At 38.4% G+C, this 23434-nt stretch carries 20 protein-coding genes and 1 pseudogene; 7 read left to right on the top strand and 14 right to left on the bottom strand.

Annotated features, from left to right (window positions below; genetic code table 11):
* Positions 1 to 48 precede the first annotated feature (48 nt).
* On the top strand, positions 49 to 444 hold the full coding sequence (locus ABN212_RS11130; protein ID WP_232805417.1) for an SGNH hydrolase domain-containing protein: 396 nt from the start codon (positions 49 to 51) through the stop codon (positions 442 to 444).
* Positions 441 to 938, top strand: a complete 498-nt coding sequence (locus ABN212_RS11125; RefSeq protein WP_349443228.1) for an SGNH hydrolase domain-containing protein — start codon at positions 441 to 443, stop codon at positions 936 to 938. Before ABN212_RS11130 ends, ABN212_RS11125 begins: the two co-directional genes overlap by 4 nt.
* 78 nt (positions 939 to 1016) lie before the next feature.
* Here ABN212_RS11125 and ABN212_RS11120 read toward each other — a convergent pair whose 3' ends face one another.
* From ABN212_RS11120 to ABN212_RS11110, 3 genes are read right to left on the bottom strand one after another with little or no spacing between them, the layout of a single operon-like run.
* Positions 1017 to 1730, bottom strand: coding sequence for an MgtC/SapB family protein (locus ABN212_RS11120; RefSeq protein ID WP_151436438.1), 714 nt, complete (start codon positions 1728 to 1730; stop codon positions 1017 to 1019).
* Positions 1731 to 1769: 39 nt separating this feature from the next.
* Positions 1770 to 3017 (bottom strand): MFS transporter, encoded by a 1248-nt coding sequence (locus tag ABN212_RS11115; protein WP_198620132.1) that lies wholly within the window; start codon positions 3015 to 3017, stop codon positions 1770 to 1772.
* A gap of 13 nt (positions 3018 to 3030) precedes the next feature.
* Positions 3031 to 3852: an MBL fold metallo-hydrolase gene (locus ABN212_RS11110; protein WP_099076083.1), complete on the bottom strand. Its 822-nt coding sequence runs from the start codon at positions 3850 to 3852 to the stop codon at positions 3031 to 3033.
* A 346-nt stretch (positions 3853 to 4198) separates the two neighbouring features.
* On the opposite strand from ABN212_RS11110, the gene ABN212_RS11105 reads away from it, so the two are divergent.
* Positions 4199 to 6406: an extracellular solute-binding protein gene (locus tag ABN212_RS11105; RefSeq protein WP_198620131.1), complete on the top strand. Its 2208-nt coding sequence runs from the start codon at positions 4199 to 4201 to the stop codon at positions 6404 to 6406.
* 285 nt (positions 6407 to 6691) lie between these two features.
* Here the strand turns inward: ABN212_RS11105 and norW are convergent, their stop codons facing one another.
* Together norW and norV are read right to left on the bottom strand one after the other, a co-directional pair.
* Positions 6692 to 7846, bottom strand: coding sequence for an NADH:flavorubredoxin reductase NorW (gene norW, locus ABN212_RS11100; RefSeq protein ID WP_349443227.1), 1155 nt, complete (start codon positions 7844 to 7846; stop codon positions 6692 to 6694).
* On the bottom strand, positions 7843 to 9291 hold the full coding sequence (norV, locus tag ABN212_RS11095; RefSeq protein ID WP_349443226.1) for an anaerobic nitric oxide reductase flavorubredoxin: 1449 nt from the start codon (positions 9289 to 9291) through the stop codon (positions 7843 to 7845). Before norV ends, norW begins: the two co-directional genes overlap by 4 nt.
* Before the next feature lie 190 nt (positions 9292 to 9481).
* Here norV and norR point away from each other — a divergent pair, with 190 nt between their 5' ends.
* Positions 9482 to 10999: a nitric oxide reductase transcriptional regulator NorR gene (norR, locus tag ABN212_RS11090; RefSeq protein ID WP_198620128.1), complete on the top strand. Its 1518-nt coding sequence runs from the start codon at positions 9482 to 9484 to the stop codon at positions 10997 to 10999.
* Between the two features lie 98 nt (positions 11000 to 11097).
* Here norR and dmsD read toward each other — a convergent pair whose 3' ends face one another.
* The 4 genes from dmsD to ABN212_RS11070 all read right to left on the bottom strand — a co-directional run bounded on the left by dmsD (position 11098) and on the right by ABN212_RS11070 (position 15700).
* Positions 11098 to 11667 (bottom strand): Tat proofreading chaperone DmsD, encoded by a 570-nt coding sequence (gene dmsD / locus ABN212_RS11085; protein ID WP_349443225.1) that lies wholly within the window; start codon positions 11665 to 11667, stop codon positions 11098 to 11100.
* 78 nt (positions 11668 to 11745) lie between these two features.
* Entirely contained in the window at positions 11746 to 12645 is a 900-nt protein-coding gene (locus tag ABN212_RS11080; protein ID WP_349443224.1) for a dimethyl sulfoxide reductase anchor subunit family protein, read from the bottom strand.
* Entirely contained in the window at positions 12642 to 13283 is a 642-nt protein-coding gene (locus ABN212_RS11075) for a DMSO/selenate family reductase complex B subunit (protein ID WP_109406736.1), read from the bottom strand. Before ABN212_RS11075 ends, ABN212_RS11080 begins: the two co-directional genes overlap by 4 nt.
* Positions 13280 to 15700 carry a DMSO/selenate family reductase complex A subunit gene (locus tag ABN212_RS11070; RefSeq protein WP_349443223.1) on the bottom strand — a complete coding sequence of 807 codons (2421 nt, stop codon included), beginning with the start codon at positions 15698 to 15700 and terminating at the stop codon, positions 13280 to 13282. Before ABN212_RS11070 ends, ABN212_RS11075 begins: the two co-directional genes overlap by 4 nt.
* A 446-nt stretch (positions 15701 to 16146) precedes the next feature.
* On the opposite strand from ABN212_RS11070, the gene ABN212_RS11065 reads away from it, so the two are divergent.
* Complete coding sequence (locus tag ABN212_RS11065) at positions 16147 to 16932, top strand: AraC family transcriptional regulator (protein WP_198620123.1); 786 nt, start codon at positions 16147 to 16149, stop codon at positions 16930 to 16932.
* Positions 16933 to 17135: 203 nt separating this feature from the next.
* A pseudogene (locus ABN212_RS11060) lies at positions 17136 to 17336 on the top strand (hypothetical protein); the annotation flags it as partial.
* A 38-nt stretch (positions 17337 to 17374) separates the two neighbouring features.
* Here the strand turns inward: ABN212_RS11060 and ABN212_RS11055 are convergent.
* Positions 17375 to 18865: an MFS transporter gene (locus tag ABN212_RS11055; RefSeq protein WP_349443222.1), complete on the bottom strand. Its 1491-nt coding sequence runs from the start codon at positions 18863 to 18865 to the stop codon at positions 17375 to 17377.
* A gap of 87 nt (positions 18866 to 18952) precedes the next feature.
* Here ABN212_RS11055 and ABN212_RS11050 point away from each other — a divergent pair, with 87 nt between their 5' ends.
* Complete coding sequence (locus ABN212_RS11050; RefSeq protein ID WP_349443221.1) at positions 18953 to 19507, top strand: TetR/AcrR family transcriptional regulator; 555 nt, start codon at positions 18953 to 18955, stop codon at positions 19505 to 19507.
* Positions 19508 to 19571: 64 nt separating this feature from the next.
* Here the strand turns inward: ABN212_RS11050 and ABN212_RS11045 are convergent, their stop codons facing one another.
* Genes ABN212_RS11045 through ABN212_RS11030 form a run of 4 tightly spaced genes read right to left on the bottom strand, consistent with a single transcriptional unit; the run spans position 19572 to position 23254 of the window.
* Positions 19572 to 20327 carry an iron ABC transporter ATP-binding protein gene (locus ABN212_RS11045; protein ID WP_196533912.1) on the bottom strand — a complete coding sequence of 252 codons (756 nt, stop codon included), beginning with the start codon at positions 20325 to 20327 and terminating at the stop codon, positions 19572 to 19574.
* A 1-nt stretch (position 20328) separates the two neighbouring features.
* Positions 20329 to 21336 carry an iron chelate uptake ABC transporter family permease subunit gene (locus tag ABN212_RS11040; RefSeq protein ID WP_198626275.1) on the bottom strand — a complete coding sequence of 336 codons (1008 nt, stop codon included), beginning with the start codon at positions 21334 to 21336 and terminating at the stop codon, positions 20329 to 20331.
* Entirely contained in the window at positions 21323 to 22285 is a 963-nt protein-coding gene (locus tag ABN212_RS11035; protein ID WP_196533913.1) for an ABC transporter permease, read from the bottom strand. Before ABN212_RS11035 ends, ABN212_RS11040 begins: the two co-directional genes overlap by 14 nt.
* A gap of 9 nt (positions 22286 to 22294) precedes the next feature.
* Positions 22295 to 23254 (bottom strand): siderophore ABC transporter substrate-binding protein, encoded by a 960-nt coding sequence (locus ABN212_RS11030; RefSeq protein ID WP_198620120.1) that lies wholly within the window; start codon positions 23252 to 23254, stop codon positions 22295 to 22297.
* Positions 23255 to 23434 lie beyond the last annotated feature (180 nt).

Here is a 23434-nt window from a genome sequence, read left to right as displayed (position 1 = left end):
TGGTATATAATCCGGCAATTCTTTTCATCTGGATAATGTACTTGAATTATGAATGAAAAATATCACGGTATTGGCGCAAGGCTTGGGCAAAATTACGTTAATTTAGAAGCTAAGTTGAGTCAGTTTGATTATCCTAATCGAATTAAATGTATGAATTTTGAAGCCTCTGATCCAGATAAAATGTGCCATATTGGTGAAGTGGGAAGCCAGAGAAAAGCGTTTTTATTTGGTGATTCTCATGCAAATCATTATTGGGGCTTTATGGATATTTTAGGTAAAGACGCCAAAATAGATGTATATGCACAAGCCACGTCATCATGCATTACTCTTCCTAATATTTACCTTTATGATTGGTCTAATCATAAAAATGCGGTTTATCAGCGTTGTTCGATCAAACGGCGAAATATTATCAACTCATCAAGAACAATCACTTTGATTATGTGATATTTGGGCAGGTTTGGAATAACTACGCGTCAAACCATGTCATTAATAAAATAGGTGATGTTAGAACCGTCGAAGAGCCTCGTAAACGCGTTGAGAAAGCGATGCGTGAAGCGCTTGATCTTATTATTACCACAGGCGCTAAACCCGTTTTTATTAAAACAGTTAATTCTATGCCAAGTGGTTTTATGACCTGTTTTTATGAAAATACAAAATTAAGAAAAGACTTTGCAGATAATAACTGTAATCCCAAAAACTATAAAGGTGAGGGAAATACATGGATGGATCAATTATTCGTTAAATTAAAACAGGATTATCCAACTTTAATTATCATCGATCCTAAAGATGTGCAGTGTGATAAAAATATCTGCTTAACCGATATAGAAGGTGTGCCGGTTTATCGTGATGTAGGGCATATTACAGATTATGCTTCAACAATCTTCGGCATGATGTATCTAGAACGTTTTGGTAATCCGCTAGTCATCAAAAATCCTTAATATGACCATCAATCGGTCATCAAAATAATAAAAAGGGCGCTTTATCTTAGATAACCGCCCTTTTTATTTTTGAATATATTAATGATCCAAAGAAACAGAATGAACATGTTCAAGCTGTTTTAATGAGCAATAAAATTCAGGTAAGGTAATTTTTTGCCTAACTAACAGCTTCAAATTTACTTCAACGCGCTCTTTTTTAATATCACGAATAGTCAGATTTTCAATTACGTCTTTATGACTTTTTAAATACTCAATTAAAAGAGGAACACCGCTTTCATGAGTAAATAACATACGTACTTTTATCTTACCTAAACGTTGGTTTTTCATTTGGAATAGCACCACTTGTGGGCTGAGTTGAATAGCCATAAAAAAGAGAAAAGTCACAATCATGGCATGCCAATAAAACCCTGAACCACAAGCAATCCCCACACCCGCTGAAGCCCATACTATCGCTGCTGTTGTTAGACCTGAAATTGCGTCATCACGTCGATGCAATATAACACCTGCGCCAAGAAAGCCGACACCACTGATAATTTGTGCTGCTAACCTCATGGGATCGCTACGAATATTGTCGGAGATATTGGCGTAATATTCTGCGGATTGAATAGAGACAATGGTTAATAAACAACTGGCAACAGCAATAATGACACAGGTTTTAAAACCGACAGGCTTTCCCTTTGATTCACGCTCTAAGCCAATAAGGCCGCCTAAAATAAAGGCGGCCAGTAATTTAGCGATACTTGAAAGTGATAAAGGGCCAATGCTGTCAACAAACTGTATTAATGCGTCCATGGTTTGCTCCTAACGTTGGCTTATTCCTTTATTTTAAAACTACGGTGTTGCAATACTTTCTTGTGCTTTTTTATCTTCGTTACTTTTCTTTTTACTCACATCATCTTTAAAGAAGAAGATAAAGAATATCGTCACAACGGCGGCAACAATCGCTGGGTATATCCAGAATGTTGACCATTGTGGTAAGGCTGCATCACCTGTTTCTGTTACGGTTGAATTAAAGATTTGACCACAAATAGTGGAAGCAAATAATAAGCCGAAACCATTAGAGACAATAAAACGTAAACCTTGTGCTTGAGCGCGGATTTCAGGTTTTGCTTTGCGGTCAACATAGATATCACCAGCGGTAAAGAAGAAGTCCCAACATAATCCCTGTAGCATTAATCCGATAACGATAAAATAGAATTCTGTATTTACCGCAGCATAAGAAAAGAATATTGAGCGAATGATCCAGCTAACAGCACCTAAAAGAAGTGTAATTTTGAAGCCAAATTTCATTAAGAAGAATGACAAGACAAACATAAACAGCACTTCACAGGCGATCCCTATTTGCATAATAGACGCTGCATTATTAAAACCTAATGCTTTAATAAAGACAGGAATATAAGCAGAATAAGCTGTTTTAGGGATCATTAAAATAAAGATACTAAACATTAAGATAGCAAAATAGCGATCTTTAAATAATGACAGTGCATCCAAACATAAAATATCACGAGCAGAGAACGGTTTGCCTTTCGCTTTCGGTGGTGTATTAGGTAAAGTAAAGCAATAGAAACCCAGTAATACGCCCACAGCAGAAGCAATATACCAAGTCATTGTGCTACCAGAGAAGCCCATTTCTCCTAATATAAATCCGATAGCCATAAAACCGAACGTACCGAATACACGAATAATAGGGAAATATTTCACACCATTAATGTGGGAGAAACTAATACTATTTGAAAGCGCAGTGGTTGGATAAAACAATAATCCAATAATGAAAATTAAGAATAAAGTCATACCACTGTTTTGTGCTTCAATAAATTGAGGAACACAAATAATGACTGCGGCATTAATTAAATGAAGGATTCCCATCACTTTTTGTGAAGCAAAGAAACGGTCAGCCACCATACCAATAAATAATGGGGAGATAATTGTTGCTACACCTAATAAAGCATAGGCATTACCAATAATGCTTGCCATACCATAGGTACTTAATACTAGCCCCATAGTCATATTCCACGCACCTTGCATGAAATATTGCACAAACATCATAATTAGTAAGCGAGAGGTTATTTTCATATCCATCATCGTTCTCCTCTTAATTTGTTTCTAACGTTAATCCGTCGTAGGCAACGCGGATATTATGAGGAGCACAAACAGCTTCTAATTCGTGGTGAAGCAATTTACCGCTATGTGAAATATGCGAAACGGCAATTTGTGTATCTTGATGTAAACAACCTTGTTGTTGCAGTTTTTCTTTTGCTGCAAATACGGTTTCTAAGCTCATATGATTATCAGTACGATCTTTACCATTGAGTCCATAAGTACATTCAAAAACAACGATATCAAGTGGTTTGTTTTCTAACCATTTCCACGTTAATTCAGGGAACCAACCAGAATCATGACCATAGAAAATCACCTTGCCATCCTTCTCAATATGATAAACATAGCAAAGTTCCCATTTCGCATGATTAGCAAGTAATGGCGTAATTTTATAACCGTTTCTTTCGACAGTAACAAAAGGAATTAAGCAGTGAAAAGCGAAACGCTCTTTGCTGTAACCAGGTAAAACTTCGATACAACCATTAATGGCGCGATCATTGCCAAAAATATGAAGGGGATGGTTAATTTCAAAACCATAACCTTCCATTCGGCTAAACAGATCGCCAACATTGAAATGATCAGGATGCGTGTGAGTGAATAGAAGACTTTCAAAATGGGTAGCATCCATTCCATCACGCATTAACTGGTAGCTAAATGTAGGTGATACGTCGATTAACATAATGTCATCGACAATGGCAGACGAGTGAGTTCGGATATCTTTCCCACCAAGTTCTCTTGCTTTTAGACAGTGTTCACAACGGCAGAAGGGATTGGGTATGCCTTCTGAGGCAGCCGTCCCTAAAAAATGAAGTTTCATAAGAAATCCCCTTATCCTATTGTTTTATTATGATTTTATTAATTATCTGGTGTTGGCTATCTATAAGATATAGATAAATTTGAACGTTCCAATAATAAAATGATGAAGAGTCTTTGCCAATAAATGAAGATCAGATCAGTGATCTTATTCAAATTAATTTTATTATCTTATTGATTAATATGAATATGACTTTTTAATTGATATTGATAATTATTTATTTGAGACAAGTAATAAAAGATTGTTTTATAAACAATTATTAAATGGAACGTTCAAATTAATTATCGGTAGTCGAGATAAATAATTCAGGTATGCTAGTGAAAGCGGAAATTGAGATGGAAAAAGGTCTATGGCAACGATAAAAGATATTGCAAAATTAGCAGGTGTTTCTCATGGTACTGTTTCTAACGTATTGAACAAGCGTGGAAATGTAAGCGTTGAGAAAATTGAAGCTGTGTATCAAGCCGCCAAACAAATGGGTTATCAATTAAATACACAGGCTCAACTGTTAAGAACCAATAAAAGCCATAAAATTGCGATACTTTTACCTCAATTAGTTTCTGAAAAATATGCTGTTTTCTTTAATTCTTTAAGACAATCTATCGCTCATTTTCCTGAAGTTACTTACGATCTTTTTTTAACGGATGACCTTGAAACCACAGAGTTAGAGCTATTACAGAAAATTGCAGCAGGTGGTTATAAGCAAGTGATCACCGTGAGTTGCCTTAATGATGCGAATATCTATTTTGACACGTTAAAATTGTCCCCTTCTCAAATTGCATTTATTTATCGCCAACCACTCAATACACAACGTTTTTTTACACTCGATTTTGCTCAAGCGGCAGAGGCTATTTGCCAACAGGTAGCAAAAACTGTCGGTAAATTGGTCGGCATTTTTATTGGCAATAGTGATTATTTAAATAATCAGATTTTTGTTAATGAATTACAACATCGACTTTTGAAGTACGCACCAAATAAAAAAAATGTGGTGCTTTGCGCGTCAGATGAAGAGAGCTATAAAATTGCGTTTGATTTCTTTTCTATGGAGCAAATTCCAGACATATTTATTGCTCAAGATATAGAAAAAGCACGTTATTTAACACAAGCCAGTTATTTCGGTAGCCATAATGATTGCCCGCCTATTTTTGCATTGAGCGATAATATTCCACCTGTATTAAAAGGGTTGTATTACTTTCCAATGAACTATGCCCAACTTGGGTTAGAAGTAATTGATGCGCTAATGCAAGATGCCGATGAGGGAGAGATAACAGCAAATAATGCCATTTATGTGCGTAATCAAAGTGATCATCTTTATACGCAAACCGCTGCGGTTATATGTGAGGATAAAGCAGATATAAATCTTAATTTACTTATTCTGCCTAGTCCTTCAACCAGTGCATTAAAAAAACTATTGCCCCATTTTTATCGCCAGACAGGAATTAAAGTTAATTTGGCGATACACCCTTATGATGAAGTTTATCAAATATTGAGTCAGCTACATTTACATCCATATTATGATTTGCTGCGTATTGATATGGCGTGTTTTCCTTGGTTTGCGGAAAGAATATTGCAGCCATTAGATAAGATCGGTAATGGACTAACGGATTTATTAAATAATTTCTCATTGCCCACTCAACAGAAATTTAGTTTAGTCAATAATGTTGCTTATGCCATGCCTTTTGATGCCAGTGCGCAACTTCTGTTTTATCGAAAAGACTTGTTTGAAGATCCTATTCTAAAAAGAATGTATTACGAAAAAACCGGTAATGAATTAACGGTGCCTGCGACGTTCGAAGAATACGATAATGTAACGCAGTTTTTTACTGAACAGCATGAAGAAGGGCAATTAAATCGTCCAATGGGCGCTTCAACAACATTAGGGAGTGCAGGGCTCATTGCAACAGAATATTTATTACGTTACTACGCAAAAGGTGGGCGTTTAATAGGAAGTAATAATATTCCTAGATTAGCAATGCCGTTAGCGGGTGAAATATTAGAAGAGTATCTACAGCAATTGTCGATCACCGAAAATATTGATAATAAATGGTGGAGTGAATCAGTTAGACAATTTGAGCAAGGTCATCTTGCTATGCTTATCGCTTATATGAATTTATTTAACGATGTCGCTCATAGCAATATTTTACCTAAAACAGGTTTTGCACCTGTGCCCGGAAGTATTCCACAATTAGGCGGTGGCGTATTAGGCGTTTCACGTTATAGCCAAAAATCACAATATGCAGAGCAATTTTATCGTTGGCTTTATTCCCCAATGGTGATGGATCACCTTATTTTATTAGGTGGAAACAGTAATCATCAAAATTTCAGCCATAACCAAGAAATTAGCCATCGTTACCCATGGATGACATTGGCTTATCAAGAAATTAATAAGGGAATACGAGAATCTTCGGTACCTAATGGTAAGTTATTTAATTTACGCCAGGCCGAAATTATTATCGGACAAGGTATTACGAATGTCGTTAATAATATTATGACGATAGACGAGACTATCGATTATATAAATCAGCGTTTGTTGATAGATACTCAAGGTGAGCGGTAAATCAGTTTTTATTAGGCGACTTGCATTGTATTTATTATCCGTATATTACTTGCGCTAGAGCTGGTATGAGTGGCTCTGCTCTATAAATTATCGAACGTCGCCCGCGCTGCACTCTGATATACGGTCAGATCGTAAGGATCAAAATGTATATTCCTTAGAGCGCGGATAAGGCAACAAGCAAGGTTGTAAAATATTGCAAATTCGAATTTGTATTGTTTCAGCAAAAAGCACCTCTTGAGGTGCTTTTTGTCGTTTAAGAGGTCAAAATTAGAGAAGAGATTTAAATTAAGCGGACAGTGCTCTTAATAAAGCAAACGCTTCTTTTACCTGCTCTTCTGTTACCACAAAGGCACGTAATACATCATTTTTATCAAAGCCTTTAGCGATAATGCCCGATTGTGTTGTACTAATATTCCACGTTAAATCTTTACGTGCGGTTTCACCGGCAAGGTGCAGTGGCATTAAAGGCGTTTTTACCCGAATAATCATTGGCGGTAGATTAAGTGGCGCATTATTTTCACCTACAAGTGATTTTGCTAAATGCATCGCACTCAATTGTATTGGCTGTAAAAATGGCAATAAGCTACCGTTGATTTGTGCACAGTCACCTAAGGCATAAATATCTTTATCACTGCTTTGCAGATATTCATTCACAATAATCCCACGGTCAGTATGTAAACCTGCAAGATAAGCAAGCTCTATATTTGGTGTAAGCCCAGTCGCGGCAATAACACAATCAACGGTTAATTGATGATGTTGATTAAATGTCGCTAAAATTCCGTTATCGGTTTGTGTTAATGACTGTAACGGTGATTTGAGCATTAAACGCACACCAATTTCTGTTAGGCTTGATTGTAAACGACCACTGAGATCAGATGGGATCAGCGACGATAATAATTGCCCAGAAATATCAGCAAGGATCACTTCTTTACCTGCTCGACTAAAATCCATCGCTAATTCAGTACCAATTAACCCAGCACCTAAAATTAATATACGTTTAGCGTGATGAATTTGCGTTTCATAAGCTCGGTACTCTTGTTGGCTATTGAGCGTTAACATTAACTCATGCCCTGAAATTGGCGGACAATAGGTTTTGGCACCAGTGGCTAATATTAATTTATCGTAATACCATTGTTCGCCTTGCATGCTCTGAATACGTTTTTCATCCGTATTAATATCCGTAATTTGCGTATAAGGATGAATTGCTAATTGATATTGTTGTGCAAAGTCTTGAGCCGTTTGTTTCGTTAAATCATCGGCACTTTGTGCCTGACTGATTACATGGCTTAAATCGGGTTTGTTATATTCATCAATACTGTCTGATGCAATTAGGGTAATAGGAATATCTGCATTAAATTTGCGAATATTTTTCACTAATTGGCGCGAAGCAAAACCCGCGCCAATAATGACAATCCCATTACTGAGAAGGTCTTTACTCATTTTGCCTCCTTGGCAAGTGCATCAAAGACATCTTTTCCTAATGAACATTCAGGGCATAAGAAATTATCAGGTACTTCACTCCACGGCGTATTAGGTTGAACATTTTGTATCGGTTCACCAATTGCAGGATCGTAAATCCATTGACACACACTGCATTGCATACAAGGACCTAAATCGACAGCTTCAACATTTGTGGCAACTTCAGGTTGTGATGAGACTGTACAACAAGATTGGGTTGCAGGAAGTGGTGCTAAAGCCCATTGGCGTGCAATTTCACGACCATATTCACGACAAATTTCTTGTGCTTGCATATCTGGGCGCCATTTGGTTTTTAGCGCTAATGTGGTTTCAAATCCGGCATCCATTAAGCGAGTTTGAATGCGATCTACGGCACCGCCATTCCAACCATAACTGCCAAAAGCAGCGGCTTTTTTATTACGAAAACGTAAGCCAGTCATCTCTTCCAGCATGGCGGCAATTTTTGGCATCATGACATTATTCATTGTCGATGAACCGACTAGAACACCCTTAGAACGAAAAGCACTAGTGATGATGTCATTTTTATCACTTTTGGCGACGTTATAGCTTTTTACAAACACGTTAGGGTCAATTTCGTTAATACCTTGTGCAATCGCATCTGCCATCATTCGTGTATTGTTTGACATGGTGTCATAGAAAATAGTGATGCAATCTTCTTGATAATCTGCTGCCCATTTTAGATATAATTCAACGATTTGCGTTGGATTATCACGCCATACCACACCGTGAGAAGTAGCAATCATATCAACAGGTAAGTTAAAGCCTAAAATTTCATTAATTTTGGGTGTTACAAGGCGACTAAATGGCGTCAAAATATTGGCATAATAGCGTTGGCATTGTTCAAATAATTCAGTTTGGTCAACTTCATCGTTAAATAACCGTTCATCACAATAGTGCTGACCAAAGGCATCATTACTAAATAAAATCGCATCTCCCGTTAAATAGGTCATCATGCTGTCAGGCCAATGTAACATTGGCGTTTCAACAAAAATGAGTTGCTTGCCATTACCAATATCTAGGCTATCGCCTGTTTTAACGATATTAAAATTCCATTCAGGATGATGGTGATGACCATTGATTGAATCAATCGCATTTGCTGTGCAATAAATCGGGGTATTAGGTATAAAAGACATCAGCTCAGTGAGTGCGCCAGCGTGATCTTCTTCTGCATGATTAATAATAATGTAATCAATCTCTTCCAGATCAATTTGCGTGCGTAAATTTTGCACAAATTCACGGCTGAATTTATGATCAACCGTATCAATAAGCACATTCTTTTCTTCACGTATTAGGTAACTGTTGTAGCTACTGCCTAATAGTGTTTTGTATTCAGTGCCATGAAAATCACGAACTTCCCAGTCACGTTGTCCAACCCAATTAACATTATTTTTAACATGAATAGCCATTTTGTATTGTTCCTTCTCATTAATCTTTTCATAGGGATATGTATTGATATAATCAAGAAGCGTGCCATTTTTTAATTTGTTGTTTTATAACGTTTTTTGTTTTGTTGGCTATTTATATATTGTCAATATGACTATCTTTATCATGTCAAAATGACCATAATAACAGTCATAATGACTATGAGGTGTTTTTATGGGCTTTTCTGTTGATGTGCTGGCTAAAATTGCCATTGAATTACAAAAAGATGTGGGTCATCAAGATAGGTTTCAACGCCTTGTGACCACGCTTCGGCAAGTGCTAAATTGCGATGCGGCCGCTCTGCTTCGTTATGAGCCTCATCAGTTTATTCCATTGGCGATAGATGGTCTTGTGCCTGATGTATTAGGGCGGCGCTTTTTACTTGAAGGGCATCCACGCCTTGAAACTATTGCGCGTGCTGGGGATGTTGTTCGTTTTCCTGCGGATAGTGATTTACCCGATCCTTATGATGGGCTTATTCCGGATAGAGAGCATTTAAAAGTGCATGCTTGTGTGGGATTGCCGTTATTTGCGGGACAAGACTTAATTGGTACGTTAACGCTTGATGGAATGGACCCTAATCAGTTTGATACCTTTAGTGATGAAGAATTACGTTTAATTGCTGCATTAACCGCAGGAGCATTAAATAATGCATTATTGATTGAGCAACTTGAAAATCAAAATATGTTATTTACGCCAACCAATACGTTTAAGCCCACAGTAAAAACAGAAATTATTGGTTTATCGCCTTCAATGATGCAACTGAAAAAAGAGATAGAAATTGTTGCACCCGCAGATATGAATATTTTAGTGAGTGGCGAAACGGGAACGGGTAAAGAGCTGGTGGTAAAAGCCATTCATGAAATGTCTAATCGTGCAGATAATCCGTTAGTCTATTTAAATTGCGCCGCACTGCCTGAGAGCGTGGCGGAAAGTGAATTATTTGGTCATGTGAAAGGGGCTTTTACAGGAGCAATTAGTCATCGTAGTGGTAAATTTGAAATGGCAGATAACGGAACGTTATTTCTTGATGAAATAGGGGAGTTATCATTATCACTGCAAGCCAAATTACTGCGTGTCTTACAATATGGTGATATTCAACGTATTGGTGATGATCGTAATTTACGCGTTAATGTGCGTGTATTAGCAGCAACAAATCGTGATTTATGGGAAGAAGTATTAGCGGGGAATTTCCGTGCTGATTTATTTCATCGTTTAAGTATTTTCCCTCTGCATGTGCCTCCATTACGAGAAAGAGACGAAGATATTCTGCTATTAGTAGGTTATTTTTGTGAGCAATATCGTCAACGTTTTAATCTTACTCAAGTGATTATTAGCCCAGAATTACGCCTTTATTTATTACACTATTCTTGGCCAGGTAATGTGCGAGAATTAGAACACACCATTCATCGAGCGATTGTTTTAGCCAGAGCGGGAAATAAAACTGATAGCCTTATTTTACAAGTGAGCCATTTTGCTTTAGGAGCTGAAAATCCAGTTCACTCTGGTTCTCAAATGTTACCTTCAGAAGAAAAAAATCTAAAAGAAGCAACGGACGAATTTCAGCGAGACTTAATCAAACAAGCATTACTGCGTAATAACCAAAATTGGGCAGCAACCGCGCGAGAATTATCACTTGATCCGGCTAATTTACGTCGTTTAACAAAACGCTTGGGATTAAAATTATCATAATTTTAAAAGGGATGTTCTAAATGAAAAAAGGTAATTTGGGTGCGTGATCCAAATTACCTTAAATAATTATGTTAGGATGATAAGTTGTTAATAAATTTCTATTTTCTGAATGCGTTCACCGTGATGGTTACCAGTTCTGTTAATGTGCTATAAAATTGGCTATACCCACTCATTTTTAATTTATTTAAATAGTGAGGTAGCCATGTGATTAAATGAAGGGAAAATAATTCATTAACTGCTTCTTCTTTTTTTTCCGATGCCAATACCGCCGCTTGAAATAGCATCAAACCGATATGATCAACAGGCTCTGGAAAAGGCGTGTTTACTTTTAAACGTTCCCGTTTTAAAAATTCACTCAGCGCAAGGGTAGAATCCCCTTGTAATAAACCTTCAGGGTCTAAATAGACCGAACCCCAAGGTGGGGCAGGCAATGCATTAGGGCCAACAAAAAGATTTTGCCATTGGGTTTTTAATTGCTCTGTATCGATAGACACAGAATCAATTAAACGTTCACACAGACGGTTTTCAATTTTACAAGGCCACTGTGCTACAAAATCCCCAGTTTTAAAAAAGTTGAGTGCAGTTTTATTGGTGTCATCATCAGGTGGGAACAAATAACAAATTCCCAATAAATTAAATGCAGCCGCATAATAAGAGAGTCTGCTCATAATTTTGATATTTCCTTAAACAAACCCCGATTAATGAGGTTTGTTTTTTTATTATTTAAACGACATACTCAATGGCAATTAGTGAATTGAGTAGAAAACATAGCGCAACATAAAGTCAGCGATAATTGCGATAACACAGCCAAGTGCAAAAATAGACTCAGTGGATTTCTCTTGATTTTTATGGGCTAGGAATTTCACTAAACTATAACCACAAGCCAATACTGCAAAGGTTGCTAAGATCCAGCATGTAGTCCGTAACGAACCAATGGAGTAATAGACTTGAATAGGTGATAACGGGAATGTCACCGATTTTTGGCTATATAGAGTGCTAGTTAAATATTGCTCATAAAAAGGTTGATACAATAATCGACCCATTAAGCTAACTGCTATTATTCCCCATAGTTGCCATTTCCAACGCATTGGGAAAGAGGTTTGTGGTATTTCAATACCTAACTTATTTCCGACACGTTGCACTATTTTGAACAATAAAAAGAAAATTGCAGCACCTAGCGTTAACATTGCCCCGAAGAACATCACATACGTGTTGTTATCCATCCATGTCAAAATGGAGGTGTGGCGATAAATTGATGCCATGCAATAAATATCAAATAACCCAATCAGAATACTGGTACTTAATAACAGCATTGAGAGTTTGCGAGTGCGCCAGAGCCATAAAAAGGTTAAGCCTAGACAACCGACAAAAATAGCTGTGATAGCAACTTCACGACTTAGCCAAGCGGAAAAAACATTTCTAATCGCATTTGGGGCATTTAATGGCACACCTAAGTGAGTGATTGAGGCAATAGAGCCTAAACCTGCTAGTCCGCAAATAACAAATAAGGCCAATAGCATAAAGCGATAGTAGCTTTCTGCATTGAGATAATGAGAAAGGCGGCGAGCAAAAAGCCCTGTTGTTAGCGCAAGACCAATAGCCGCATTCATCATAAATGTGAAGATTAATAATGACCATTCATTCATTTTCTTTCTCCCTTATTATTAATTCCGTCATTATTGGCACCCTGATGTGGGTTAATAACAAGGTTTGGATGCGTTATTTCAGGGGAAGGTAAACCCGTGACATAATCTAAATCGCCATAGCGTTCACGTAGTTCATCAATAGGGCCAAATTGGATTGCACCTAACGGACAAGTAGCGACACAAACGGGTTGTTCACCTTTTTGCTGTAAATCGATGCAAAAATCGCATTTTGACATCTGTTTGGTTTCTGGGTTCATTTGTGGTGCGCCATAAGGGCAAGACCACGCACAAGCACCACAACCGACACATTTGTCTGTATCTACCATCACAATGCCATCACCTTCACGCTTATGCATTGCGGTTGTTGGGCAATTTTTAACGCAAATAGGATCGTCACAATGGTTACAAGAGATAGATAAGGTGTAAGCAAAGACATTATTAATCAGTGCGCCTTTAGGATTTCGGGTATACCCGCCACCCGTAATTTCATAGACACGACGAAATTTGCGCCCGACATCGAGGTTATTTTTATCTTTGCACGCAACCTGACACGCTTTACAACCTGAACAGCGAGCGCTGTCGATATAAAATCCTAACTGTTTACTACTCACTGCGGGATAAACGATAAATTTACTCATGCTTTTGCTACCTCGACCAATAATGTTTGGTGAGCATTGCCGTGTGCCATTGCGGTGCTACGAGATGATGTTAATACGTTGGCACATCCACCTTGATCTATGCCTTTTGCATCAGGTTGCCACCAAGCACCTGCTTGCAAGGCGACAACACCAGGCATAATTCGTTGTGTTAATTTGACGGGAACCATGGTTACCCCGCGATCGTTATACACTTTGACTTTCTCGCCCTCTTTGATGTTTCTATCTTGGGCATCTAACGGATTAATCCACAGTTCTTGGCGTTGGACTTCTTGCAACCAAGGGTTAGCAAATTGTGTTGAGTTTGCGCGGTTACGCCCTTTCCATGTGATAAGTTGCAGAGGGAATTTATCCGTTAACGTATCTTCGGGGCCCTCAATTGCGGGTACATAATGAGAAAGCGCAGGAATATCGACATTATTCATGTCATATAAACGCTTAGAGAAGATCTCAATTTTTCCTGATGGTGTTGGGAATGGGTTATTCTCGATATCTTGGATATTTTTCTCAAATGCCACATTTTGCGTATGAGGACGATGTTTTAAGAGATGACGGCGTTTAACCAATAGCTCTTGAAAGGTTGGAATACCGTCTTCAGGACGTTTAACACTCGCGTCATTAACTAAATATTCAATCCAATCACGGTCAGTCTCTTTGCCTTCGCTAAATTGTTCGCCTACCCCTAATTTATCGGCAACTTCACGTAACCAATCGTAGTCAGTGCGACGCTCAAACTCAGGTTCAATTACTTTTTCAGAAAGAATAATGTAGTCGCCATAACTCCATGTACCACCGATGTTCCAACGTTCTAGGAAGCTGGTTTCTGGTAGTAAAATATCGGCGTATTTTGCACTTGGCGTAAGATAGAGATCACTACAGACGATAAACTCGACTTTCGATTCATCTTCAAGTACTTTCGCAGCATGAAGAATATCGGTATTTTGATTTGTCATGTAGTTACCGGCCATTGAGAAAATCATCTTGATTTCAGTATCAAGTTTCTCTGCATTCAGTAACCCATTTTGTGGTGTGACTAAACTTTTATCTTCACACGCTTGTACCCAGTTGGTGATATTGATTTTCGCTTTTACTGGGTTGATTAATAGGCTTGGCCCTGCGATGGTTTTACGCAGTTCAGAATTTAATGCCATTCCATAACCCGCAGCCCAACCACCACGCACTCCCACATTCCCCGTGATAGTGGCGAGTAAAGTAGCGCCACGCGCCGTCCGTTCACCACAAATATGACGTTGAGGCCCCCAGCCTTGCATTAATGCAGCAGGTTTTGTCGATGCGTATTCACGCGCTAATTTTTTAATAGTATCGGCAGGTACTTTAGTGATGGTTTCAGCCCATTCAGGGGTTTTCTTAATGCCATCTTTTTTACCCATTAAATAGGCAACTAAAGACTCATTTTCACCCACACCTTCTGGCATTTGGTGCTCATCAAAGCCGATTGTGTATTTATCAATAAAGGCTTGGTCATGCAGGTTTTCGCTGACGATGACATACATCATCGCATCCATCATCGCGTTATCTGTCGTGGGTAATAAAGGGATCCACTGATCAGCTAAAGAAGAGGCGGTATCAGAATAACGAGGGTCAACAACAATAAATTTAGTGCCGTTTTTCTTCATTTTTTGGAAAAAATGGTTTGAATGACCAAAAATAGTTTCGTTAGGATTATGACCCCATAAAATCACGAGAGGGGTATTTTCTAACGTATCTAATGTACTGCCACTGGCTGCGGTGCCGTATGTATAAGGCGTGACCGCAAGGGTATTGCCGTTACTGACAGAGTGATAGTTTTCCAGAAAACCGCCAGTGATATTAAATAGGCGACGTAACATATTCGCACCTGAGAAAATACCGCCAGTAACGCCCGTACTTAAACTCACAAAGCGAGACGCTGGACCATATTGCTGGTTAATGCGTTGCATATTTTGTGCGATAAGCGTGGTGGCTTCTTCCCAACTGATGCGCTCAAATTTGCCTTCGCCACGTTTTCCAACGCGTTTCATTGGGTATTTTAAACGGTCTGGGTGATAGACAAATTTACGATAACCACGGCCTCGTACACAGGCACGCATAATGGGCATCTCTTCATCTAAATCAGCATCTGGGCGTGTGCTAATACGGGTGACTTTGCCATCTTTTACATGGGCACGAATGTCACATTTGCCTCCACAGTCAAAGCTACTACAGGTTGAAACAACGCGCTCTCCATCTTCGGTTGTTATTGATTTTACTGGGATAGCGTTATCTGTTGTCGCAGCAAAAGAGTTTGATGCGAGAAAAGGAAGGGTGACTAATGCTGAGCTCGCTTGAATAAAGTGACGGCGGCTAACATCGTTGAGAATGCTCTTTGTATCACTATCGTGATCGGACTGATTGCTCATAATGAACTCTACCTTAAACATAATAGGCGGATCCCGATATACCCGATACTTGATATAAAGAATGTGCGTGTTTTTTCTAGGCTATGAATAAAGGGAATGTCTGGTATCCGCTGCATTATTATTGAATGCATAGATAATTGCAGAATGCTCGAAATAACCTCTGCGAGAGGGATAGTAGTTGATTAATCTTTTGCCAACATTCTAAAACCAGACAATGACATTTGAATTTCAGCCTATTTACGAGAGGTGTTAAAAGCTCGTTTTTTGATTGTTAATAGGGTTTGTTAAATAGATATCAAGAAGGTTGAAATTTCGCATAAGGTATTTTAGCTATATATTTAAATATATAACGATTTTAATTATATAGGTTATTATTTGCCAGTGTGTAGAGCGTGGGATAACTGCTATATTAAAAGGAAGAAAATAAAAAGAGAGTGGTTTAAATTGTGAGAAATGTACCTTTAAAAAGCGTTGATTCACTTGACCGAGATGTTATTGCGCTAGGTACAGACTATCTGCCTAATACGTTGTTAGAAACGCATCAACATCGTCGAGCTCAATTTTTATATCCTGCCACAGGCTTAATTGAAGTGAGTACCAATGATGGTGAGTGGGTTATTCCACCGTCTTGTGGCGTATGGATACCGCCAGAAACAGGGCATGAAACTCGTATGTTAGATGTGAGTACGCGAAGCTTGTATATCGAGCCTTCTGCTGCTCCTCGTCATAGTAAACAGTGTGAAGTGTTAAGTGTTTCTCCTCTCTTTCGTCAGTTGTTACTTGAAGCTGTTGATGTACCTGCGGAATATGACAAAAAAGGGCGAGATGGTCTTTTAATGCAGTTAATCCTATGTGAATTATCGAAAGCAAAACCATTACCGTTTTTTGCGCCTATTCCACAAGACAGTAAATTAGCTAAATTATGCCGTGATTTTATCCGTAATCCTAAAATAGATTCTTTACCGCAACAGTGGGCAGATAAATTACATAAAAGTGAGCGCTCTTTTAGCCGATTTTTTCGTCAGCAAACAGGAATGTCATTTTCACAATGGCGACAGCAAGTCTGTTTATTAAATTCATTAACACAAATCTTATCAGGACGCGGTATTACCGAGATTGCCTTTGATTTGGGTTATAACAGCGCTGGCTCATTCTCAACAATGTTTAAAAAACAGATGGGACAATCGCCTTCTCATTTTAGTATGGATGCATTGGATATTGATCGGTTTTAATATGAATAATAAAATAATTCTCTAATTAAATTAAATATAGATAATTTTTGAGTTTAAAAATAGATATACTCTTATTTTAAGTTAGATGTTAATTTTATTTAAATAAGTAGAAATAGTATTCTTAATAAACATCTTCTTTAGAAGATAGTTCTATTATTTTATCTCTTTTATACTTTGCTCTCTTTTAGTATAGAGATATGTTTGTGGGATTAATTCTTAAAGAACAATGTGTTATTGTGGAACATGATTGCTCTGATTGGTTAACAACTCAGTCTGAAGAAAATCCAACTATTGAATATTCGAATGGTTTAAAAATTTATGCAATTTTTAAACGACAGTTTCTTTCAGGTAAACAAAGTCGTGACAGAAAACAACGTCACCTAGGAGATAACTGTCCTTTAATTTCTACAAAAATGTGCAAATAGCTATTATCAAAACAATTTTACTTTCGCACCTCATTCCGTAAACAATAAGGTAGAACCACTAAGCTAAGTGCCGTAATAATTGCGGTCGCGGTTAGCACGACAAAAAAGGCATTTTCAAAGGCGATATTTGCTTGAGATATCACAAGAGAAGCCATGTCATTTGGCAATTTTTCTGCCACAATAAGAGCCTCATCTAAACTGTCATATACCGCATCATCAATTGTTAATGAGTCAGGTAATATCAGTTTTAAGGTGTACACGGTACTCATCAAACTGCCCATAAATGTCACACCAATCACACTACCGAGCTCATAAGCTACATCTTCAATTGATGCCGCCATTCCCGCTTGCCTATCTGCGACACTCAACATAATTGACGTAGATGCCGTGGTAAAGATAATACCTAAACCAAAGCCGATTAAGAATAAGCTACCGATTAACACCATTGGAGATGTTGTTTGATAAACAGCAATTAACCACAGATTTCCCACCAAAGTAAGCATAAATCCAGCAATAATTAAGCGAACTTCACCTAAACGCACCAAGAAATAACCTGCCAAGGGAGAAGCAAGTACAGAGCCAATAGGAATAGGTAAAATGACCAGCGCTGCATTCAGTGGAGTAAAACCCGCAACAAGCTGTAAACGCTGGCTAAGCAATAATTCAATGCCTACAATGATCACCATAGAAAGTACGGCCATTAAAATACCGATACTAAAAAAGCGGTTTTTAAATAACCTAAAGTCAATCATCGGGTGAGTCTGTTTACGTTGGCGTAGAGTAAATAGAGTGAGGAAAACTACGGCAATAATGGCGGCAATCGTCGCTTCATTCCACTGTGTATAAGGTTTTCCTATCTCTTTTAAGGCATAAATAGTACTGATCAAACCCACTAAAATGAGTACTGAGCTTAAATAATCAATTTTATGATCACCATATCCCGAAAACTTAGGAATAAGCCAAATAGAGAACGGCAAGACAATAAGCACAATAGGGACGTTAATTAAAAAGACAGAACCCCACCAAAAATGTTCAAGTAACATGCCACCAATTAAAGGCCCTAAAGCAGCTCCGCCAGAAGCAACCGCAGACCAAATGCCAATCGCAATAGCTCGCTCTTGTGGATCGCTAAAAACTTGGCGCACGATTGATAGTGTTGCAGGCATACTCATTGCGGCACCCACGGCTAAAAAACCTCGAGAAGCAATTAAAGTGGTTGCTGTCGGTGAGAAAGCAGCACATAGAGAGGCAATCGCAAAAAGAGGAAGACCACAGATAAACAGCGTTTTATGACCAATTCTATCGGTTAGCATACCTGCTGCGGGTAATAATCCAGCAACAATTAATGGATAAGCATTCATTATCCAAAGTTTTTCTGAAGCACTTGCGTTTAAATCATAAGTTAAACGTGGCAATGCGGTATAAAGCACGGTTACATCAACAACAATGAGAAACAGCATGCTAGATACCAAAAGTAATACTATCCAACGTTTATAATCTTTTATCATAGAAATCTCAGTTATTTTTATGTGTATTATTTTTACTAGCGGCTATAATATAAATCCATACGAACGTATTGAAAAGAGGTTTTTTTTATGGGACGTCAAAGAACCATTGATAGAGAAAAACTGTTAGAAGCTATCTTCGACATTGTCATGGAGCAAGGAGCGGCAGCATTAACGATTGATACTGTTGCAAAAAAAATGGGGATCTCAAAAGGGGGCGTTCAATACTGTTTTAGTAGCAAAGAAGCAATGATTGATGCGATGTTTGAGCACTGGGAAGGCAGTTATGAAACGCAATTTAAAAAAATCGTTGAAAACGATAACTCACCTGAAAATCGAGTCACTGCACATATTCATGCCACTCATAATCATGACAAAGTCTCTTTTGCTAAAGGAGCGAGTTTGATGGCAGCATTGCTGCAAACGCCTGAATATCTACAAAGTACAAAAGAGTGGTATCAGCAACGATTAGCAGGTGTAGATATGACAACAGAAGCTGGAAAACGGGCAAGATTGGCATTTTTAGCGGCAGAAGGCACTTTTTTACTGCGCTATTTTGGATTAATGGATATTGATGATAACGAATGGCAATCTATCTTTGAAGATATTGATTCAGAGTTACTTCAGCAAGGGAAAAGGCAATAAAAAAGCATGTTGTTAATGAGAAGAACAACATGCTTTTTATTGAAGATAATAGGGCTAAATGGAATTAGTAATACATAGCAATTAGCTTATTATCTAGCTCTTTAACGTCAACGGGTGTATCGAAAATATCTTCGATAATCTCTGCTTTCATGATCTCTTTTGGTGAACCGTGATAATACAGTTGTCCGTTACGCATGGCTAAAATATAGTCAGAATAAACAGAAGCAAAATTGATATCATGAATAACGATAATAATGGTTTTTCCTAATTCATCTGCTGCTTTTCGCAGAAGTTTCATCATGATTACCGCATGCTTCATATCAAGATTATTCAGTGGTTCATCAAGCATGACATATTCTGTGTCTTGGCATAGCACCATCGCAACATAGGTACGTTGACGTTGCCCACCCGATAATTCATCTAGATAACGGTGACGAAATTCAGTCAAATTTAAAAAGTCTAATGACTCATCAATGACTTTTTTATCATCGAGCGTTAAACGACCTTTGCTGTAAGGATAGCGACCAAAGCCAACTAATTCTTCTACGGTTAAACGGCTAACAAACTGGTTTTCTTGGCGCAGTATTGAAAGATTTCTAGCAAGAACATCGCTATCAGTTGCAGCAACATCCATACCATTAACGCTCACCATGCCACTTTCAGGAAGTAATAGACGTCCAATAACAGAAAGTAGTGTGGATTTACCTGCGCCATTAGGACCTATGATCGAAGTAATACCGCCACGTTGAATTGTTGTTGTAATATTATCGAGAACGGTCGTGTCTTGATAACGTTTTGATATTTTGCTGATTTCAATCATATTAAAGTCTTCTTAACACCAAATAGATAAAGAACATCCCACCAACAAACTCAATCACAACAGAAAGTGTTCCTGTCATTTTTAAGCCATATTCTAAAACCAGTTGCCCACCGATTAAGGCAATAGTGCCCAGTAGGAAGGCTACGGGCATCAAGAAACGGTGCTGGCTACTGCCACTGATATGATAAGCGAGGTTAGCGACAATTAACCCTAAGAAGGTTAACGGACCCACTAACGCTGTTGATACAGCCACTAGAATAGAAATCAGTAACAGAATATAAGTGGTTTGTTTGCGGTAATTAATACCGAGGTTAATGGCATTGGCTTGTCCTAATGCCATGACATCAAAGCTATAACGCATACGCCAAAGTAAAACACCGACAACCACAATCATGGCTAAGGCACAAAAGATAAGATCAGGCGTTGCACGGGTGAAAGTGGCAAACATACGACTTTGTAAGACGGAAAACTCATTGGGATCCATCAAACGTTGTAATAGCGTAGCTGAACTACGAAATAAAGTGCCTAAAATAATCCCGATCATCAGGACTAAGTTAATGTTAAAGCGTACCGAACTAAACAACCAACGATAGAGCACAACAGAAAATAGCACCAGCAATGTCGATTCTAAGAAGAACTTTGATAGGTTCAACATCCACGAGGCAGGCATATCCCCCTCAAAGAAAATAAACACAGTTTGTAGTAATACAAACAGGGCTTCTAACCCCATAAGTGAGGGTGTCAAAATACGGTTATTCGCGATAGTTTGAAACAATATCGTGGAAACACCAGCGGCAAACGCTACCACAATCATTGTAAGTACAATATAAGCACGGTGAGTCAGAATATAAGAGATATTGCCGTTTAGGTTTATCGTCATAAATAACACAATGGATAATAACGATGCCCCTAATAATAACCAAATACGAGACATAGGTGAGAGGCGCGTTTTCTTATGTTCGACAGCGCCAGTACATTTGCTAATTATGGATGAATTAACTTTTTGCATAACGTTGCTGCTTTAATATTAAGAAAAGGAAAATAACGGCACCCACTGCGCCTAAAATAACGCTGGCAGGAATTTCAAATGGGTAGCGAATAAGGCGACCAATCACATCACACAGTAAAACAATTGCACCACCACTCAAGCAAACCCAAGGAATGGTTTTGCGGATATTATCGCCCATTACTAAGCTCACCAGATTGGGCACAATTAAGCCGAGGAAAGGTAATGCGCCGACAACGGAAACCACAACACCACTAATCAGTGCAATAATGGATAATCCAATGATCATCACTTTGCGGTAATTGAGTCCCACGTTAATGGAAAATTCACGCCCCATTCCGGCAACAGTAAAGCTATCGGCTACCCAACACGCCATGATTGCTAGCGCACCGACAAGCCATAACAGCTCATAACGGCCTTGTAACACACTTGAGAAATCGCCACTTGTCCATGCATCTAATGATTGCAGTAAATCGAAATATACCGCTAAGAAGATGGTGAGTGCGCCAATAACTGCACTGAGCATAATGCCCACTAAAGGTACTATTAGTGTTGTTTTTAAGGTGATCCTTTGCAAAAGCAACATAAATAACAAAGTACCAAGAAGGGCAAAAACAGTTGCAACCATCATTTTGGTAAAGATGCCAGCGGCTGGAAAGAGCAACATGACAACTAATAAGCCAAGACTTGCAGATTGTGTTGTTCCTGCAAGAGAAGGTTCAACGAAGCGGTTTTGAGTGAGTAGTTGCATGATTAAACCTGCAACACTAATGGCACCACCAGCGAGTAATAATGATAGGGTTCTTGGCACACGGCTGATAAAGAAGATATCGCGCATATCGGGATCAGAAAAAAGCGAAGCAGGAGTAATATCTCCTGCGCCGACAAATAGACTGATCATTGAGAGGATAGCAACAATCCCTATCCCCAATGATAAATGGAACGTTTTCATTCGATTATTTTATTTTTTCTGATCCAACGCCTGATTAATGGTATCCATTAAGCGAGAGTAAGTTTGGATCCCGCCTGAAATGTAAATAGAGCTTGAATCAAGATAGATAACTTGGTCTTTGTTCCAAGCGTTTACTTTTCTTACCAGTGCGTTATCGAGAACTTGTTGAGCAGGTTGTGAATCTTCACGACCAATTGCTGCATCACGGTCAATGACAAACAGCCAATCTGGGTTAAGTTTTAACAGTAATTCAGAGTTAACGATGTTGCCGTGTGAACCTGGGCTATCAAAAACATAAGCGGGTTCAAAACCTAATACATCATAGATAAAGCCAAAGCGAGAGCCTGGCCCATAAGCTGAAATTTTACCGCCACTGACTAAAACCACCATTGCTTTACCCGCATCTGGGGTTTTTGATTTTACGGTAGCAATTTTGCTATTGAAATCAGCCAATAATTTTTTAGCTTGCTCTTCTTTACCAAAAATTTGACCTAATGTGGTTGTGCGTTCAGCAAGGCTTTCAATAAAACGCTTAGGATCGATATCCATTGAAATCGCAGGTGCAATTTCACTTAATTTAGGATAAGCATCACGCGCACGGCTACCACTTAAAATTAAATCAGGCGCTGTTGTGCTGAGCTTTTCATAGTTTGGCTCAAATAAGGCACCTTCATTGATGTAATCGTTCGGATTGGTGTACTTCTCTAAGAATTTTGGTAAATGAACATTCGTTTGTGGAAGACCAACAATAGAAACACCTAATGCATCAATAATATCGAGGGTTTCCATATTCATCACAACCACTTTTTGTGGGTGTGCAGGAATTTCAGTTGTCCCTTGGAAATGTTCAATCGTGAGAGTTTGTTTCTCTGCTGATTGTGTTGTTGATGTGTCTTGAGCGTTATCACAACCTGCGATAACAAGTGAAGAAAGCAGTAAGAACAGTGGGCTTAATGACTTTTTAAACATTCTCTTTCCCATATTGTTGCAACACGAAATAACACGGATCTTTACAGCAGTGGCCTAAATATCGATCCACAAAGAAGACGATAATACCATCAAAAATATAAAGAGTAATGATACTAATTCACATTCTCATAATAATAAAGAATTAACTTGACTAAAATGGCGAAATTTTGCGAGTAGTCA

The organism is Proteus genomosp. 6 (genome assembly GCF_040139785.1).
GTDB lineage: Bacteria > Pseudomonadota > Gammaproteobacteria > Enterobacterales > Enterobacteriaceae > Proteus.
The sequence above is the reverse complement of the archived record's forward strand: the minus strand, read 5'-3'. Positions and strand labels throughout refer to the sequence as shown.